At 66.8% G+C, this 13,763-nt stretch carries 11 protein-coding genes; all 11 read right to left on the reverse strand.

The genetic code is table 11. The annotated features are described in order from the left end of the window. Nucleotides 1-34: 34 nt before the first annotated feature. Nucleotides 35-1,879, reverse strand: a complete 1,845-nt coding sequence (locus M0G41_RS03445) for a tetratricopeptide repeat protein (protein ID WP_248205048.1) — start codon at nt 1,877-1,879, stop codon at nt 35-37. Further along, a complete protein-coding gene (locus M0G41_RS03450; RefSeq protein WP_248205049.1) occupies nt 1,876-2,643 on the reverse strand; it encodes a DUF6090 family protein in 768 nt (255 codons plus the stop codon). The genes M0G41_RS03445 and M0G41_RS03450 overlap by 4 nt, the downstream gene beginning before the upstream one ends. A 14-nt stretch (nt 2,644-2,657) precedes the next feature. Beyond that, a complete protein-coding gene (locus M0G41_RS03455) occupies nt 2,658-3,401 on the reverse strand; it encodes a hypothetical protein (RefSeq protein WP_248205052.1) in 744 nt (247 codons plus the stop codon). A 1-nt stretch (nt 3,402) separates the two neighbouring features. Further along, nucleotides 3,403-5,283 carry a tetratricopeptide repeat protein gene (locus tag M0G41_RS03460; RefSeq protein WP_248205054.1) on the reverse strand — a complete coding sequence of 627 codons (1,881 nt, stop codon included), beginning with the start codon at nt 5,281-5,283 and terminating at the stop codon, nt 3,403-3,405. Next, nucleotides 5,280-6,053 carry a hypothetical protein gene (locus M0G41_RS03465; protein ID WP_248205055.1) on the reverse strand — a complete coding sequence of 258 codons (774 nt, stop codon included), beginning with the start codon at nt 6,051-6,053 and terminating at the stop codon, nt 5,280-5,282. Before M0G41_RS03465 ends, M0G41_RS03460 begins: the two co-directional genes overlap by 4 nt. Before the next feature lie 176 nt (nt 6,054-6,229). Continuing rightward, complete coding sequence (locus M0G41_RS03470) at nt 6,230-7,402, reverse strand: SMP-30/gluconolactonase/LRE family protein (protein ID WP_248205057.1); 1,173 nt, start codon at nt 7,400-7,402, stop codon at nt 6,230-6,232. Between the two features lie 73 nt (nt 7,403-7,475). Then, the gene (locus M0G41_RS03475) at nt 7,476-8,246 is read right to left on the reverse strand and encodes an SDR family NAD(P)-dependent oxidoreductase (RefSeq protein ID WP_248205058.1); all 771 of its coding nucleotides are present in this window, start codon (nt 8,244-8,246) and stop codon (nt 7,476-7,478) included. Nucleotides 8,247-8,352: 106 nt separating this feature from the next. Next, complete coding sequence (locus M0G41_RS03480; protein WP_248205060.1) at nt 8,353-9,081, reverse strand: hypothetical protein; 729 nt, start codon at nt 9,079-9,081, stop codon at nt 8,353-8,355. Next, nucleotides 9,081-9,845, reverse strand: coding sequence for a hypothetical protein (locus tag M0G41_RS03485; RefSeq protein WP_248205063.1), 765 nt, complete (start codon nt 9,843-9,845; stop codon nt 9,081-9,083). Before M0G41_RS03485 ends, M0G41_RS03480 begins: the two co-directional genes overlap by 1 nt. A gap of 160 nt (nt 9,846-10,005) precedes the next feature. Then, the gene (locus M0G41_RS03490) at nt 10,006-11,847 is read right to left on the reverse strand and encodes a tetratricopeptide repeat protein (RefSeq protein WP_248205065.1); all 1,842 of its coding nucleotides are present in this window, start codon (nt 11,845-11,847) and stop codon (nt 10,006-10,008) included. A 1-nt stretch (nt 11,848) separates the two neighbouring features. Further along, nucleotides 11,849-13,762 (reverse strand): tetratricopeptide repeat protein, encoded by a 1,914-nt coding sequence (locus tag M0G41_RS03495; RefSeq protein WP_248205066.1) that lies wholly within the window; start codon nt 13,760-13,762, stop codon nt 11,849-11,851. Nucleotide 13,763: the final 1 nt, after the last annotated feature.

Genomic DNA, 13,763 nt, shown 5'->3' on the forward strand with positions numbered 1-13,763 from the left:
CGTGCCTGTCGACACCGGCACGGGCGGCCTGCTGTCAGTCGCAGGCGAAATCCTCGTCACCGACCGGCCGGCACTGCGGCGGAAAGCCCTGCTCGCGCCAGTACTGCAACAGCCCGTTCTCGGTGACATGTCGCTTGAAGGCGTCGGAGCGGCGGTAGGGCGTATTGACCGGCATCCAGGCGGTCCAGTTGACGATGCGGTGACTATGGTCGCCGAGAGCCACCAGCAGCCCCTCGATCTGCTGGTTCTCGGTCCCCTGCGCCCGCACCAGGTTGCCTAGCCGGGCACGCAGCACACTGTGGTCTGCCTGCGGATCGCCCAGCGCGTCGTACAGCTCGTCGAAGGCGTGCCAGCCGCGCAGCCCCGACAGGCTGCTGCCGACCAGGTAGAACGCCTCCCTCATTCCCAGCGCGCGGAGGGTGAACAGTCCCGGGATATTCGGGCTCAAGGCGCCCACCGCCGCGGCGGCCAGCATTTCCTCGCGCGCCTGCTCGAGGTCGCCGAGAATCAGCCAAGCGCCGGCCAGATTGCCACGGCAGGGCGAATAAACCGGGTCAATCTCGCGGCAGCGCAGAAAATCCTCCAGCGCTTTCGCGACGTGGCCGGCGCGGAACAGCGCATAGCCGCGCCAGTTCACCAGGTCGACATTGTTCGGCTGCGCCGCTAGCGCACGGCTGTAGCCGTCCATGAGCTCGGCATAGCTGGCTCCGCTGCCGCGGACGCCGCTCGCCATATCGATATCATGGGACAGGCTGACTACGCCGAGGGCGAGGGGGTGCTCCGGCTCGAGCGCGAGCGCCTGCCTCGCCAGTTCACGCCCGAACGCCCGCGTGGCCGCCGAGGACTCGCGCAGGGACACGCCGTACTCCGGGGCGATCACGAACACCGCGCCGCGCATGGCGAGCGCATCGGTGAACTCCGGGTCGATGCGCACCGCCTGATCCAGCAGGTCCGCAACGTGGTTGAACTCCACCCGCGCGAAGTATCGCGTCCGCGCCTGCAGGTAGAGCGCATAGGCTTCGACGCTGTCGGTGGTCTTGGCCGCTGTGGCGGTCTCGCCGATCTGCGCGCCGAAGTTGGCATTGATCGCCGCCACAATTGCGCGGGCGATCTCGTCCTGGATCTCGAACAGGTTTTCGGTGCTGAGCGTGCGGTCGAAGGTCTCCGACCACAGATGCGAATCGGCCTCGGCGTCGATCAGCTGCGCGGTGATGCGGATGCGCTCGCCCGCCTTGCGCACGCTGCCCTCCAGCACATGGCGTACCTTCAGGGTGCGCGCGATGTCGGGAATGCCGATTCCCTGCTGGGCGCGGAACTGGAAAGAGGACGTGCGCGAGGCCACGCTCAGACCCTTGGCCGACACCAGCACGTTGAGGATCTCCTCGCTGATGCCCTCGGCGAAATAGGCCTGGTCGCCCTCGGGCGACAGATCGGCAAAGGGCAGCACGGCGATGGACGCCGCCGAGATCCCTGACGCAGGAGGCGCGTCAGCTTCGGTTGTACGGGTCCGCACGTCGGCGGAAGGCGCTGCCGGGCTACGCGTCCAGTCGATCAGCAGCAGGGTGATGGCCAGCAGCGCGATGGCAAGCGTTGCGATGTCCAGCTTGCGGGTGGTGGCGTGCCCCGCTGTGCGATCACCGCGCGGGATCTCGCTGTCGCGCTTCAGGCCCTCTGGCGTCAGCTCGTAGATCCAGCTGAACACCAATACCGGGATGAACCCCAACGCGAGACCCACCACCAGCACCCGCAGCACCCAGTCCGGCGTGGCGAAGATCGGCAGCAGGGTCTCGGCGATCTGGATCAGCAGCCAGGCGGTGACGACGTAGAGACCGGCGACGCGGATCACGTTGCGGCGACGAAGTTCGGCAAGAAAGCTCACTGAGCACCCTCCTGCGCGAGCCTGCGAAGCCCATCAAGCGCGCCAAGATTGAACAGGGTCAGATCGCTGAGCCGGGTATCCATATCCGCGATCCGAAGGCGCAGCAGCGGCAGCAACGAGGGCTCGCTACGCAGCGCGGCCGCTGCGGAAGCGATCGACTCGATCGGCAAATCGACCTTGCAGGGGTAGTCGAGCGAATCCTTGACCCCTGCATAGTCACCCACCTCGATCAGGCGATCCCCGCAGTCTTTCGCCAGCTGGCGCTGTACCCGATAGGGCAGCAAGGTACGGAAGACGCCGCGATAGCGGGAGGCGACGCCTTCATCGCGCAGCGTGTCAAAGATGACGGCGGTGTAGGCGCCCGTCGCAGCTTCCCTCAGCTCAGGATCGCGAATCAGGGCGAAGGTGCCGGTCGAGATCAGCTCGTCATAGGTCGCACGCTGCGCCGGCACGCCCAGGTACTGGGTGGCGCGATAGGCGCTGATGACCAGGTCTTCATCCGAGAGCAGGGCTGTACCGTCCAGCGCGTCGGCGGCGCGCTCGGCATGCGCCAGCACGTCGGTGTAGTACTCCAGCAGGTACTGATACTTCCACGCCTCGACCCGAAGGTCGGCCTTCAGTCTCGCAGTGAACTCGGTCGAGCGCTGGTCGTCCGCAAGGTCTTCATTCCAGTTGGCCACCTGGATACCGAGAAACACGCCGAGCACCAGCAGCACGAACTCCACCGACACCGAGGCCCAGTTCTGCTCGCGCAGCCCCTCCACGAACCGCCGCAGGATCATCGTGCGGTCTCCGCGTCGATCAGGTCGAGGATATCTTCGACCAGCGCCAGTTGCAGTTCGCGCTGACCCGAGGAGTTGATGGCGTAGCGCTGCAGCAGGTCGATCGCGACCGTGAAGTCGCGGTCTGCGCGCATGCCCTCGAGGTCATAGCCCAGCACTTCAATGCGGATGGAGGAAAGCGCGGTCGGGTCGCGGACCGTGCGGCTGTTGAAGTAGCGACGGACCGTGGGGGACTGCTGGATCAGGTTGTCGGCGGTCACTCTGGACACCTCCTGCAGGACGCCCAGCAGGCGGTCGTACTCGGCAAGGCTGTCGCGCAGCGCCGGGTTGGCGATGTAGCTGAGCTGCCCCTCCGAGCGCATTTCGACATAGGTCGCCGGCAGGGGCGGTGGGATCCTCAGCGAGGTCAGGGCATTGTAGGCGCGAGAAAGGCGTTCTTCGTCGACGGGTTGGTCTCGCGTGACATCGCTATCGGCGTCCGCCAGCTCAAGCAGGTAGTCCCCACCGTCCTCGGCATCGCGGTAGATCGCGAAGTGCTCGCGGATGCGGTCGCGGATGCCCTCGAAGTCGACGCGCAGGCGTTCCATGTACTGCGCCTGGCGAGCCACCTGCTGCCGATCCTCGTTCCAGTTGGCCACCTGGATGCCGAGGAACACGCCGACGATCAGCAGCACGAACTCGATCGCGATCGCGGCCCAGTTCTGTTCTCGGAGCTGTTGGGCAATGCGGCGAAGGATCATGTCAGGGCGCCTCCTCGCAGCTGAAGTCGTCCTCGCCCAGCGGACGGCACTGCGGCGGGAAACCGTGGGTGCGCCAGTAGTCCACAGCACCGAGGCGGCGCATCAAATGCTTGAAGGCCGGCGATCCACGCAGCCCTTCGAGGCCCGGGTCCCAGTGTTCGATATCGGTGGAGGTCAGGCCATCTACTTCGCTGGCCAGGGCGTAGTCCCTGAGGATCAGTGCCCATTGGTAGCGGACACCGGGGTCCTGGCTCAGGCGTGTGACCAACTCACGCACGTTGTCCGGCGGCCGACCATCAAGCACTGTCGTCACGACGGCATGCTGGATTTCCAGCGGCCAGCGCAGTTCGCGCATCAGCAGGCGCGCGGCGAAGGTGTTGCCCTGACGCAGCAGCGGTTCGACGAAGCCCTGGCCCTGGTTCGCATTAAAGCCCGCTGCGATGCCCTGCTCGTAGAGTTCGATCGCCGTCGGCGCGTCGCCGGAGAGCAGAAGGCCGACGGCCTTCCAGCGCAGGCAGTTCGCATAGGCCGGATCGATCGCCAGGCAGCGGTCGAAGTCGGCCAGCGCCCGGTCGAAGAAGCCAAGATCGATCCACAGGATGCCGCGCCAGAGGATCGCCGAGGCATTGCGCGGGTCGGCGGAGATGGCGAGATCGATCAGCCTGAGCGCCTCGGTCAGCTCAATCGGCAGCACGTTGGTCAGCAGAAGGGAGCGCGCCGCCCAGGGCATGGACAGGCTGGGAGCGAGGGCCAGGGCGCGGGCGGCGGCCGCCTCGGATTTATCTGTCAGTGCCTGGTGATCAAGCCCGGGGTAGGTACTGCTCCAGTCGATGATGACTGCCGCCGAGGCGGCCAGCCCCTCCCAGGCGCGTGCAAACTCGGGATCCAGCTCCACCGAGCGCTCGAACAGCCGGATCGACTCGTCAAGCCGCTCTCGGGCCAGGAACAGCTCGCGTGCTTTCAGGTACGACTGGTAGGCGTCGAGGTTGTCGGTGTCGGCGCGCACCTGGACACGCTGTTCGCGTCCGCCCAGCGTGTCCCGCAGCGCGGTGACGATGGCATTGGCGATCTCATCCTGGATCGCGAAGATATCGTCGAGCTCGCGATCGAAGGTGTCCGACCACAGGTGCCGGTCGCTGCGGGTATCGATCAGCTGGGCGGTGATGCGTACGCGGTTACCCGCCTTGCGCACGCTGCCTTCCAGCACGTGGGCCACCTTCAGCTCCTCGCCGATTCTTGCCGCGCTCAACTCGCGGCCCTTGTAGGCGAAGGACGAGGTGCGCGAGGCCACGCTGAGGCCTTCGACCTTCACCAGCACATTGAGCAGTTCCTCCGAGATGCCGTCCGAGAAGTATTCGTTGTCGGCATCCGCGCTCATGTTGACGAAGGGCAGGACTGCGATCGAGCCGGACTCGATGCCATCGTCTGCCCCGGCATCCTGCTTCATTCCTGCGGCGCCCGCGGCGTCGGTCGCCGTCGGCGCTTCCGGAACTGTCTCGGCCTGGGGTTGCGCAGGGGCGACAAGGGCAGTCGTCTCCCTGGGCCAGTAGCGATCCGCCGCGATCACCACGAGCAGCACCACCACACCGACGAGGGTCAGCGTGTCCATCCGCTTGGCAGTCTGCGTGGCCACCGACCGGGTCGGGTCGACCTCGGCATCGCGCTTCAGGCCCTCGGGGGTCAGCTCGTAGACCCAGGCGAAGACCAGGGCCGGCAGGAAGCCCAGCGCCAGCAGGACCACCAGGGCCTGCAGCACCCAGTCCGGGGTGTGGAAGATCGGCAGCAGCGTTTCCGCGATCTGCACCACCAGCCAAGCGCCGACCAGGTACAGGCCGGCCATGCGAATGACGTTGCGTCGGCGTAGCTCGGCGAGGAAGTTCATGGGTTCAGCGCCTCGTTGATCTGCCCGGCAAGCCGCTCGGCAGAACCCTGATGGTTGATGATCAGCCCCGTCATGACTTCAAGATTGGTGATCCAGAAGCGCAGTTCCCGCAGCATCTGCGGATCCTCGAGATAGACGTCGAGCACGGCCTGCGCGTCCACCTCGGGGATGGGCGATTCGCACTCGAGCAGCTCCTGCTCATCGATCCCGGGCATGCGGTGGCAGGCACGCCAGACCCATGAGGCGGCCGGGGCCGGAGTCAGGCCGCGCACCAGGCGTCGATATTCGGGCTCGGTGCGGAAGAGGAAATTGGCCGCCGGTCCAGCGCCGCGAACGTAGTAGTCAGCCAGCGCCGTGCGCAGCTCGGCGCTGGAAAAAAGTCCGATCTCTCCGGCGCTGACCAGCTCCTGATAGGTGGTGTCCATCGGCACGTACGGAAACAGCTGGCTGGCCTGGTAGAAGGACAGCAGCGTCTTCCATGCCGAACCCTCACGCAGCTCGCCGGTTTCCGCGTAGCGGATCGCGGCGCGCCCGTGCTCGGCCACCTCACCCCAGAACACCACGCGGCGTTCCAGCGCCTCCCGGTCACTGCGCAGGTCGACGGCGATGCGTTCGAGGTTCTGTCGTGCCCGTTCGGCCTCATTGCGGGACTCATTCCAGTTCGCCACCTGGATGCCGAGGAATACGCCGGCGACCAGGAGCACGAACTCGATGCTGATCGCGGTCCAGTTCTGTTCGCGGAGATGCTGGGCAAGGCGCCTGAGGATCACGCGAGCCCTCCCTGCCGATCATGACTCATGGCGTGGTCTCCTGGCCGGGACATCGTGCCAGGTGCCGACCGGATAGAGGCGGACGAACGAGCGATATTGCGGCGGCGCAGTTCGGCGATCCGTGTCATGGGGTCGGCCTGCTTCCCGAGTAGATGACGGGGATCCGTACGGCGGCCTCAGCGCAGCTCACGTGGATCGTGACCGCTGGCCTCGATCTTCACCAACGCATCGCCCAGTCCGCTCAGGTAGATCGGCCCGCCCTCGCCGGTCAGTATGAGGCCGGTGATCAGGCCGGGCAGGGGTGACCACATGTCCGGTCCGAACAATTCCAGACGCGGCTCGCCGGCGTCGCCGCGCCGCTGCCATTCGGCAATGACGTGATCGTGCTCGGGCGTTTGCGGACGGAAGGCGGTCGACCATTCGCCGGTCTCGGGATCGACCACGATCAGCGCGTTGTAGATGGGCGAGGCCACCCAGAGCCGGCCGGCGGCATCCAGCTCGATGTTGTCCGGCGTCGGCACGCCTTCGATGACCCGGCGGTCGGACAGCTCGCCGGTGGCCTGCGACAGCCGATAGCTGAGGATGCGATCGGCCATGGTCTCGGCCACGTAGATCCGTCCCCGGGCCTCGTCGATCGCGATGCCATTGGCGAAATCGAGTCCGGACAGCTTGCGCTGCGCTTCCGGGGCAGGCGCTCCGGAAGCAGAGGGCGCGATGCGGAACAGCGCGCCGTCGGCAGGCCGGGTATCGACCGCGGCGAACATGCGCTTCTCGGAATCCGGCCCGCTGTTCTCGGTCGACTGGGTGAACCAGAGCGCACCACTGCGGTCTCGACGCGCCGAGTTGGCGCCGAAGGCGTGCTGGTGGACACGCTCGACGCGCTCGTCCTGGCTGTTGACCCGGTAGATCGCCCCGGTCAGCACGTCCGCCACCAGCACGTGGATGCCATCGGGCTCGAGCGCCACGCCATTCGGGCCTGCGCTGCGCTCGGGAGGGGCGTGCACGTACCCGGCCGCGGCGAAGTTGCCGAAGGGACGCTTGCTGCCGTCCGCCGCCAGCGCCACCAGACCGTGGACCTGATCGGCGATCAGCAGGGTGCCATCGCCCAGCATCACTCCGTCCTCGGGCCGCACCAGTGAGCGGTCGGCGGGAAACAGACCCACCTGCTGGTAGGCCGGGGCCGTGCCCGATGCACTCTGCGAGTCATCCGTAGCCGCTGCGCCCTGCCCCGCAGGCGAAGAGGGCTCCGGGCTTGCCTGGCTGGAAGTGTTGTCCTCGCCTGGAGCGCAGGCGCACAGGAAAACCAGAAGCCCTGCGTGCAGCGACGCGGTTCGTAGGTTGATGTGCACGGTCATGCTCCTGGCAGTTGCTTTGGGGTTCCGGCCGCGGCTTGTCCACGGCCAGATTCGATACTGACGGCCGTCAAACGGTCAGGGTCAGGCCACCGTCCGGCGTCAGGGTGGTGCCGGTGATATAGCTGGCAGCGTCCGAGCACAGGAAAACGATGGCCTGGGCGATCTCCTCGGGCCTGCCGGCGCGGCGCAGATGCACGCTGGGCAGGACGCCCTGGTCATAGATCTCGTCACCCAGCAGGTTGCGAGCGCGGTGGTGCATCGGCGTGTCGACGATGCCCGGGCAGACCAGGTTGACGCGGATGCCTTGTACCGCCAGTTCCGCCGACACGCTGGTGGTCAGCCCGATCAAGCCGTGCTTCGAGGTGCAATAGGCCGAGCCGGTCGGAAAGCCGAGGAAGGAGTTCACCGAGCCGACATTCACGATGGCGCCGCCCTGGCCAGCGGCCAGCATGGCCCGCGCCTGGTGCTTCATGCACAGGAACACGCCGCGCAGGTTGATCCCCAGCACGCGGTCCCATTCCTCGTCCGGCAGCTCGGTGATCGCCGAGAACACGCCCTCGATGCCGGCGTTGTTCACCGCGTAGTCGATCCGGCCAAAAGTGCCGACCGCGTGCTGGACCATGGCCTGCACGTCTTCGCTCTTGGATACGTCGGTCTGGACTGCGCTGGCCTGGCCACCCGCCGCTTCGATCGCGGCGACCAGCGCGTCCAGTTCGTCCCCGCGCCGCGCTGCGACCACGACCTTGGCGCCGTTCGTGGCGAACAGTTCGGCGGTGGCGCGGCCGATGCCGCTGCTGGCGCCGGTGACCAGGGCAACCTTGTCTTGCATGTTCGACATCGGGACTCTCCGTGTAGGTGCGGGTCCCGGCAATTCAGGGCGCCGGGACCCGGTGGGTTCTGGTTTCCGGCGCTGCGCCGGGTCGGGGTGATGGGTTTGCCGACGTCTACGGGATCTCCTCGCCGAGCGCCTTGCCCAGCGCATCGCGCAGCGCTTCGAGACGGGCCAAGTGCTGGCCCATGTTGCGTCGCGCAAGGCTGGCGAAGAACTCGATCTGGGCCAGCGTGTTGTAGAACTCCCGATCGGTGGCCAGCTGGTTGAAATCGTAGGCCAGGGTCACCGGACCGTTGAGCTTGTGGTCGTAGTCGATCGGCGCAAAGCGACGATCCACCGACTCGCGATAGCGGCGGATGCGCTCGGTCAGCGTCAGCGTCTGCGCGGCGCGGTAGTGGAAGCTGGCCTCGGCCTGGGCCAGCAGGTCGCGCAGCGCGACATCGCTGATCACCCCCATCTTGCCGGTCGAGCGCAACTCCTCGACCGTGGCCCAACGCATGGTGAGGGTGTTGTGGTAGCCGAAGTAGATCAGTCCGGCATCGAAGTCGGCACGCGCTGCGTCGGTGAGTTCGCCGCGGGCCAGGGCGTCCAGCACCACACGTTGCGTTCTGGCGCGCTCATCGTCCCAGGCCCTGCCGGCCAGGTTGTCCTCGATGGACAGCACGGCATCCTGGTAGAGCCGCTCGAGGTACTGCCGCTCCAGGCGCCGGTCGCTCTGTGCCTCGTTCCAGTTGTTCGCCTGCAGGCCAAGGAATACGCCCAGCACCACGATCACGATCTCGAGGAAGACCGTCGACCAGTCCTGCCGGCGCAGCGCATCGGCAATGCGGCGCAGGATCATCAGGGCCGCTCCAGGTCTGCGTCGATGGCCGAGAACGCGGCTTCGGCGTGCTGCAGCGCCTCCGGCATGGCGCTGAGCGAAAACAGGTTCTGTCCGAGCCAGAAGTTCAGGCCCTTCACCAGCTCGGGATCGGCATGCATCGCGGCCAGCATCGCCTGCACGTCCAGGGATTGGATTTTCTTCTCGCAGTCGCGAACCAAAATCTCGAAACCAGCGCCCGTGGAGCGCCAGCACTCGCGCCACAGCGCATCGGAGGCGTCCGGAGTCAGGTGCCCGCGCACACGCTCGCGATACGCGGGCGGCGAGGCGGTGACGACGTCCCAACCGTCGATAAAGGCGTAGAAAGCGTCGATGGCCGCGCGGGTGGCGGGATCGGTCGGGAAGCCCAGTCGCTGATTCTCCTCATAGCGTACCCGTACGAAGGGGGTTCCCCAGATCTGCGACGCATGGAAGACGTCGATGATCAGCCCCGCGCAACCTTCGCTGCAGCGGCCATCGGAGGCCAGGAACGCCAGCACGCGACGGCCGCTGTCGACGACTTGCTGCTGGTAGTCCAGCTGATGCCGGATCGACCTTGCGTTCTCGGCAATCTCGCCACGCAGCTGGCCGAGAAAGGCCTTCTCCCGATCGCGATCAACCCGCGCCTCATTCCAGTTGGCGACCTGGATGCCCAGGAACACGCCCACCACCAGCAGCACGAACTCGATGGTGATGGCCGTCCAGTTCTGCTCGCGAAGATTCTGGGCAAGGCGCCTGAGGATCATGCGCGTTCTCCCTGCCGGTCATGGCTCATGGCGAAGCCGCCTTGACCGACGCCGAGACAACCTCGCTGACGAAGGCCTGCCAGCCCATCGTCGGGGTGAAGCGCGCCCAGCGCGACGTCCGCGCGGGACGTGGCGTCGTGATCTTTCGGGTAAACCTCACTCATGGCCCAAGCCCGCACTCGAACGATTCACCTTTCGCCCTGCAGTCAGGCGGCGGACCCAGCTGCCGCCACAGCTCGGTGCGCCCGCGCTGGGCCATGATCTCGATGAAGCGCGGGTCGGCGCGCATGGCGCGATAGCGCGGATTCCACACCATAGCGTGGCCGTCGCCACGCCAGCGCACGCGTGCGCCGGATTCCACCAGCGCATCGAGGTAGACATCGGTCTGGTCCAGTGCCAGCAGCGCTAGACTCATCCAGGGCGTGCGCTCGGTGCCCAGCTCCCAGCGCTGCAGGAGCGTGCTGCGAAGTGCCGGGTCCGCTCTCGCAGCGAGCGCATCGTCGAGGAAGGCGGCATTGCGCTGGGAATGGTCAACGTCCTTCTCGACCAGACGCTTCGCTGCATCGATTTCACCCGCGAACAGGTGGTAGATGCCGACCTGCAGGTAGCCATAGGTATTGCCGCGGCGGACCTGCTCCTGGGCATCGGCGACGGCGCGATCGACATTGTCCATGGCGATCCAGATGGTCGAACGCCAGCCGAAGGTGTTCGCGTTCTCCGGCTCCAGCCGGATCGCGGTGTCGATCGCCTCCATGCCCTGATCCAGGTACCCGGCCTTGCTGAGCTCGATGCCCAGCCAGTGGTGCGGACGCGGCTCATCGGGCTCGAGCGCCATGGCGCGCCGATAATGCGCATGGGCCGCCGCGGCGTCACCCTTCATCCACACCGCGACCTGGCCAAGGATCATCTCCGCGGACGCAAGACGCGGATTGAGCGTCAGGGCGCGCAGGGCCAGCGCCTCGGCGCGCTGGTAGCGCGGCTCGACCTCGTCCGGGTCATAGGTGTCCGTCGGCCGTCCGAGCATCAGGTTCTCGGCCAGCAGGGCGAGTCCACGGGCGAACTGCGGCTCGGCCTTGACCACCTCTTCCAGCAGGGCTTCGGCCCGCTGCAGCGAGGCTTCCGAGCGTCGACGCATCAGGATGCGTGCCTCGAGAAAGTCCTCGTAGATCTCCGGCTGGATGGCCTCTGCCGTGACGGCCTCGCCCCCCGCGCCCAGCAGCTTCACCTGCAACGCGTTGCCGATGGCCGCGGCGATCTCGTCCTGCACGGCGAAGATGTCGTCCAGCCTGCGGTCGAAGGTCTCCGACCACAGGTGGCGATCGGAATGGGCGTCGATCAGCTGGGCGGTGATCCGCACCTGCTGCCCGGCCTTTCGCACGCTGCCTTCGAGCACGTAGCGCACGTTGAGGCTCGCGGCGATCTCCGGCACCGAGGCGTCCTTGCCCTTGAAGGCGAACGCCGAGGTGCGCGACGCGACCTCAAGATCCTGCACGCCGGCGAGCAGGTTGAGGATTTCCTCGGCAATGCCATCGGCAAAGAACTCGTTCTCGGCATCGGTGCTCATGTTGCCGAACGGCAGCACCGCGATCGCGACCGGCCCGCCCTGGGACGGCTCCCCCGGATCCGTCCGCGCCTGCGTGACCGCTTCGACACCGTGCCCGAAGAGAAAGCGCTCGCCCAGAAACAGCCCCATCGCCAGCAGCAGCAGGACGATCACCACTACATCCAGCTTGCGCGCGGTCGCGGCGCTGCTCTCGATGGCCGGATTGACCTCGCTGTCGCGCTTCAGGCCCTCCGGGGTGAGTTCGAACACCCAGCTGACGATCAGTGCCGGAATAAAGCCCAGCGCCAGCAGTACCACCAGGGCCCGCAGCACCCAGTCCGGCGTGCCGAAGATCGGCAGCAGGGTTTCGGCGATCTGGATCAGCAGCCAGGCGGTGACCACATACAGACCGGCAACGCGGATGACGTTGCGGCGGCGGAGTTCGGCGAGGAAGCTCATGTCAGCGCGCCTCCCCTGAGTCCCTGCCGCACTCGAAGTCTTCGCGCCCCAGCGGCCGGCAGGCCTCGGGCCAGCCCTTCTCGCGCCAATAGTCGACAAAGCCGTAGCGCACGAGGTTGGCCTTGACCTGCGGCGTGCGCAGCAGGGCATGACCTTGACGCACGTTGTCGTTTAGGTAGGCGAAATAGTAGCCCTGCATCGTCGCGCCGCTGCGGTCGATTTCGGCGTCGTAGAGATCAGCGTTCCCGCGCGCTACGACGAAGTAGATGGCATGTCCGGTTCTGGTCGGCGTCAGGGCCGCCTGATAGGTGGCTTCGTCCAGCGACTGTCCCTCCAGAGCCCAGGGAAGCAGGGTCTCGGCGAAGCTGAATACCTCGGGCCAACGCCTGAGACCCTCGGCCAGTTCGAGGCGCGCCTCGTCGGTGCGCCCCCAGGTGACGGCGTAGTCCAAACGTCCAACTTTCCCCGCGGTCCCGTCCGGCGACAGTTCGCGCAGTCGCTCTACGGCTTCCTCGACCTCTTCGCGCGCATCGGCATGGATGGCGTTGTCGAGGACCCTGACCCAACCGATTCCGAAGTAGGGATCCAGCTGCACCAGCTGCCGCGCGGCCAGCCGGGACTCACGCGTGCGCCCCACGCCGAAGAGCAGCTCGGAGTAGTCCTCGCGGACGTCGGGATAGCTGGGATCGATACGCATGGCCTGCAGGTAGTGCCGCTCGGCATCCACGTAGTGAAACCGCTTCCTTGCCACGTTACCCAGGGCGTGCTGGACCGTGGCCGAACCCGGGTCGATCGCTGCGGCCTGCTCGGCGGCCTGGCCCTGCTTCTCGATCAGCGCCTCCAGCTGCTCCCCGCTCAACCCTTCGACGTACCAGTAGGCGACGTCATAGCCGAGCGAGAGCGCCGCCCAGGCGGCGCCAAAGGCCGGCTCCAGCGACACGGCCCGCTCGAAGTGGGCGATGGCCGTCGGAATGTCCGTGCGATTGCGCAGCAGCGAACGCCCCTTGAGGTAGGCGTCATAGGCCTCAGGCTTGATCGAGACCCGCGGCGCGCTCGACGCATTCAGGCCGAAGGAAGCCTGCAGGGCCTCCCCGACCCGCTGCGCCAGGTCATCCTGCAGGGCGAAGATGCCTTCGAGCTTGCGGTCGTAGCTCTCGGACCAGACATGGAAGCCGTCGGCGACCCGGATCAGCTGCGCGGTGACCCGGATCTGGTCACCGTCACGCCGCACGCTGCCCTCGATGACATGGCTCACGCCCAGCTTTCCACCGATCTCGCGCACGTCCCCGCCGCGGTTCTTGAACTCGAACACCGAGGTGCGTGCGGCCACCTTGAGGCCGCGCACCTTGGCGAGCACATTGAGGATCTCCTCCGTCATGCCGTCGGAGAAGTACTCCTGCTCGGGGTCGCTGCTGAGATTGACGAAGGGCAGCACCGCCACCGAGGGTGACGCAGACCCGTTGCTCACCGGCTCGCTTTCCGCCGCACCGGCGTCGCGCGATCGGTTCACTTCAACGCTGGAGTCCACGGTCCGGTCTGCGATCGAATCATGCGCCGGCGGCGAGGCCGGATCCGGCCATAGTCGATCGGCGCCGATCGCGCCCAGCACCAGCAGGACGCCCGCCAGGGTCAGCTGGTCCATGCGCCGGGCCGACCGCGGCGCGATCGGGTGCGCCGGATCCACCGCCCCGTCGCGCTTCAGCCCATCGGGCGTCAGCTCGAAGACCCAGGAAAACAGCAGGGCAGGCACGAAGCCCAGTGCCAACAGGATGATGATCGCGCGCATGAACCAGTCGGGCACGTCGAAAGCCGGCAGGAGCGTTTCAGCCACCTGGATGATCAGCCAGGCACCGACCAGGTAGAGACCGGCCATGCGGAACACGTTGCGCCGGCGCAGTTCGGCGAGGAAGCTCATG

This window comes from Pseudomarimonas salicorniae, assembly GCF_023156535.1.
GTDB lineage: Bacteria > Pseudomonadota > Gammaproteobacteria > Xanthomonadales > Xanthomonadaceae > Pseudomarimonas > Pseudomarimonas salicorniae.

Coding starts and splice junctions, on each gene's coding strand:
- M0G41_RS03455 (WP_248205052.1), bottom strand. CDS start 3,401: ATGATCCTTCGCCGCATTGCCCAACAGCTCCGAGAACAGAACTGGGCC.
- M0G41_RS03460 (WP_248205054.1), bottom strand. CDS start 5,283: ATGAACTTCCTCGCCGAGCTACGCCGACGCAACGTCATTCGCATGGCC.
- M0G41_RS03475 (WP_248205058.1), bottom strand. CDS start 8,246: ATGTCGAACATGCAAGACAAGGTTGCCCTGGTCACCGGCGCCAGCAGC.
- M0G41_RS03480 (WP_248205060.1), bottom strand. CDS start 9,081: ATGATCCTGCGCCGCATTGCCGATGCGCTGCGCCGGCAGGACTGGTCG.
- M0G41_RS03485 (WP_248205063.1), bottom strand. CDS start 9,845: ATGATCCTCAGGCGCCTTGCCCAGAATCTTCGCGAGCAGAACTGGACG.
- M0G41_RS03490 (WP_248205065.1), bottom strand. CDS start 11,847: ATGAGCTTCCTCGCCGAACTCCGCCGCCGCAACGTCATCCGCGTTGCC.
- M0G41_RS03495 (WP_248205066.1), bottom strand. CDS start 13,762: ATGAGCTTCCTCGCCGAACTGCGCCGGCGCAACGTGTTCCGCATGGCC.